Origin of the sequence: Nitratireductor sp. GCM10026969, from assembly GCF_042660605.1 — a bacterium.
Taxonomy (GTDB): Bacteria; Pseudomonadota; Alphaproteobacteria; order Rhizobiales; family Rhizobiaceae; genus Chelativorans.
On record NZ_JBHSUM010000240.1, the window covers coordinates 1 to 3,912 of the forward strand.

3 protein-coding genes are annotated in these 3,912 nt (G+C 67.0%); all 3 read right to left on the reverse strand.

What is annotated here, in order from left to right; all coding sequences use genetic code 11:
* Positions 1 to 2,410 (reverse strand): DNA mismatch repair protein MutS (gene mutS, locus ACFP9U_RS24155; RefSeq protein ID WP_378625345.1); only part of this gene is annotated, 2,410 nt, incomplete at its 3' end.
* A 200-nt stretch (positions 2,411 to 2,610) separates the two neighbouring features.
* Positions 2,611 to 3,474, reverse strand: a complete 864-nt coding sequence (locus ACFP9U_RS24160) for a GNAT family N-acetyltransferase (protein WP_378625346.1) — start codon at positions 3,472 to 3,474, stop codon at positions 2,611 to 2,613.
* A 116-nt stretch (positions 3,475 to 3,590) separates the two neighbouring features.
* The coding region (locus ACFP9U_RS24165) for a response regulator (RefSeq protein WP_378625343.1) at positions 3,591 to 3,912 on the reverse strand (322 nt) is incomplete at its 5' end.

Here is a 3,912-nt window from a genome sequence, read left to right on the forward strand (position 1 = left end):
CGACCGCTGCCGGCCAGCCGGCGAGCCGCGCCACCTGCACGCCGTAGGACCGGTCCGCCGCCCCGCGCGCCACCTCGTGCAGGAAGATCACCTCGCCCTCGAACTCCTTCACCCGCATGGTGACGTTGACGAGGCGCGAAAGTTTCTCGCTGAGCGCCGTCATCTCGTGGAAATGGGTGGCGAAGAGGGCGCGGCAGCGGTTCTTCTCGTGCAGATATTCCACCGCCGCCCAGGCGATCGACAGGCCGTCGAAGGTGGCGGTGCCGCGACCGATCTCGTCGAGGATGACCAGCGAGCGCTCGCCGGCCTGGTTGAGGATGGCGGCCGTCTCCACCATCTCGACCATGAAGGTGGAGCGGCCGCGGGCCAGATCGTCCGAGGCGCCAACGCGCGAGAAGAGCCGGTCGACGACGCCGATCCTCGCGCTGCGCGCCGGCACGAACGAGCCCATCTGGGCAAGGACGGCGATCAGCGCATTCTGGCGCAGGAAGGTCGACTTGCCGCCCATGTTCGGCCCGGTGATAAGCCAGATGGCGCCGGTCTTCTCGCCGTCGGCAGGCGAAAGCGCACAGTCGTTTGCCACGAAGGGCTCGGCGACGTCGCGGCGCAGCGCCTGCTCCACCACCGGATGACGCCCGCCCTCGACGTGAAAGTCGAGGCTGTCGTCGACGGCCGGGCGGCAATAGGCCTCGCTTTCGGCGAGCGCCGCCAGGGCGGCCGAGACATCGAGCACAGCGAGCGCTTCCGCCCCCGCGCGCAGCGCTTCGGACGCGGCGACCACCTCTTCGACCAGCCGGTCGAATACGGCAAGCTCGATGGAGAGTGCACGCTCGGCGGCGTTGGCGATCTTCGTTTCCAGATCGGCCAGCTCCGTCGTGGTGAAGCGCATGGCGTTGGCCATGGTCTGACGGTGGATGAAGCGCGCCCTGGCCGTGTCGCTGCCGGTCAGCACCTGGGCATTGCCGGACGTCACCTCGATATAGTAGCCGAGCACATTGTTGTGGCGGATCTTGAGCGAGCGGATGCCGGTCTCCTCGACCAGATCGCGCTCCATGGCGGCGATGATGCGGCGTGATTCATCGCGCAGGCCGCGCATCTCATCGAGCCCGTCATCATAGCCCGCACGCACGAAGCCGCCGTCGCGCTTCATAAGCGGCAAATCGTCGGCAAGCACCTTTGCCAGATGGGAAGTCAGATCGGCCGGCAGCGCCGACAGGCGGGCGGCGGCGCGGGAAAGCTCCGCCGGCAGATCCTTCTCCCGGATCAGGTCGGCAATCGCGGCGGCGGCCTGGAGTCCGGCGGCAAGGGCGCCAAGGTCGCGCGGGCCACCGCGGTTGAGTGCCAGGCGCGAAAGCGCGCGGCTTATGTCGGGCACACCCTTCAGATGCCGGCGCAAATCGTCGCGCGACATCGGTTCTTCGAGGAAGAAGGAAACCGAATCGAGCCTTTCGCCGATGGCTTTCGGATCGGTGAGCGGCGACATCAGCCGCTCGGCCAGCAATCTGCCGCCGGCACCGGTCACCGTGCGGTCGATCGCCTTCAGCAGGCTGCCGTTCCGGCTGCCCGAGAGCGTGCGCGTCAGTTCCAGATTCGCTCGGGTGGAGGGATCGATGAAAAGGCTGGCGCCTTCCTCGTCCCGCTCCGGGCGGCCGAGCGGCGGGCGCTCGGATTTCTGCGTCTTTTCCACATAGGCGACGGCCCCGGAGACGGCGGAAAGCTCGGCGCGGGAGAAACGGCCGAAGCCGTCGAGCGTGGCCACGCCGTAGAAGCGGGAAAGGCGTGACGAGGCGCCGGCCGAATCGAAGAAGCTTGGCGGCTGCGGGTTGGCCACGCGCCCGAGCGTGTCGAAGACCGGGCGCAGGGCGGGGTCGTGATAAACCGGTTCAGCGACGACCAGTTCGCGCGGATCGATGCGCAGGATATCGGCGAGCAGCCGATCGGCGGAGGTGGATGCCACGCGGAAAACGCCGGTGGAGATGTCGATCCAGGCGAGCGCGAGTTGCTCCTCGCCCTTCACCCGGCCGAGCGCCATCAGGTAGTTTGCCTCGGCGGGGTCGAGAAGCTTCTCCTCGGTGATCGTCCCCGGCGTGACGAGGCGGATCACGTCGCGGCGCACGACCGCCTTGTGGCCGCGCTTCTTGGCCTCCGCCGGGTCCTCCATCTGCTCGCAGACGGCGACGCGATGGCCGAGCGCGATGAGGCGCTGCAGATAATCGTCAGCCGAATGTACGGGCACGCCGCACATGGGGATGTCTTCGCCCTGGTGCTTGCCGCGCTTCGTCAGCGTGATGCCGAGCGCGCGGCTCGCCACCTCCGCATCGTCGAAGAATAGCTCGTAGAAATCGCCCATGCGGTAGAAGAGCAGCGAGTCGGCGTTGGCCGCCTTGATCTCGATATATTGCTGCATCATCGGCGTCGCGCCGGAGCCGGGGACCGGCACGGCCCCGGCTTCGCGCGGGCGGATCGGCGTCTCGTCGTTCAAGAAGCGCCCCTTGAGGAAAACGCGGTTCTTCGGATGTTCGACCACTTTTACCGCAAGTGTAGCCTCATGTACCCGCGTTCGGCAAAACTCCACAGGAAGGCAAGAGAGAATGAGGACAGGCCGGACGTCTAAACCGCGAAGCGCTGGGCTTCCGCGCCGTAGTAGGCGATATAGCGTTCCGAGATCGCCTCGACCGGCAGCACGACCAGCACATCGGTGGTCGAAAAGTCGTGGTCGATAACGCAGCCGTCGCCGAACCTGGCGCCGAGGCGCAGATAGCCCTTGATCAATGGCGGCATGGCGGCAAGCGCCGTCTTGGCGTTGACCGCCTCGGCGGGCATCAGGTCCATCGCGGCAAAGCGCCCGGCGCGGGCACTTACATGCCACGGGTCCTCGGCACGGCAGAAATGGGCGAGGAAGGACAAGGCCTCGGCATGGGCGGCGGGCACCGTGCCGGGGAAGGACGCACAGCCGGTCATCACATCGACGTTGTGGGAGCGGCAATAGGCCCAGATGCCCTGCCACAGGAGCTCGATCGTGCGCCTGGAGCGGTAAGCCGGCAAAACGCAGGAGCGGCCGAGTTCCAGGAAGCGGCGGCCGGGATGGCGGGCGACAAGCGTCTCCAATGCGAACTCCCCGTCGGAATAGAAGCCGCCGGCGGCGACCGCCCTTTCCTGGGGCAGGAGCCGGTAGGTGCCGACGATCCTGTCGCGTTCCAACCCGGGCAGGGAGGTGTCGATGACCAGGAGATGGTCGCAGACGAAGTCGAACCGGTCGGCATCGCGCTCCTCGAGCGCCTGGAGGGTCCCGGGCTTCGCCCCCATCTCGCGATAGAAGACACGGAAGCGCAGCGACTGGGCCGCGGCGATCTCCTCCGAATCACGCGCCAGACGCACCTGAAGCGGGCCGATCTGGCCAAGGATCGGCTGTTCGGCAAAACGCGGCGAGAAGTTCCCGGCAAGCGCCAGCTCTTCCACGCCTTCCGCACGCATGGCCGGTTTCAGCGTCAAACCCTGCCCCACCTTGTTCCTCCATGTATCACGACGCCGGCATAGAGGCTTGCTGCGACAAAAGGATGACAGGAAAGTAATCGGCTTACAATCGCCCTTCACACCACGGCGTGCGTTTCGAGCGCGGCGAGCAGACGGTCGGGATCGAGCGGCTTGGTCACGAAGCCGTTTGCGCCGTGGGCAAGCACGCCGTGCCGTGTCTTTTCCTGGCCGTCGGCGGACAGCACCAGGATGGGGATCGGGGCAAGGCCCGTCTCCTCCTCATAGCGGCGGATATTGGCGATGGCGTCGAGGCCGTCCATGACGGGCATGTGCAGATCCATCAAGACGATATCGTGGTCGCGCGCGGGGCGGGCCAGAGCGTCGACGGCGGCGCGGCCGGTGGTAACCAGCGTGACCTTGTGCCCGGCGCGCGTCAGC

Excerpts from the sequence above, each read along its gene's own strand:
- ACFP9U_RS24160 (WP_378625346.1), bottom strand. The coding sequence starts at position 3,474 with ATGCGTGCGGAAGGCGTGGAAGAGCTGGCGCTTGCCGGGAACTTCTCG.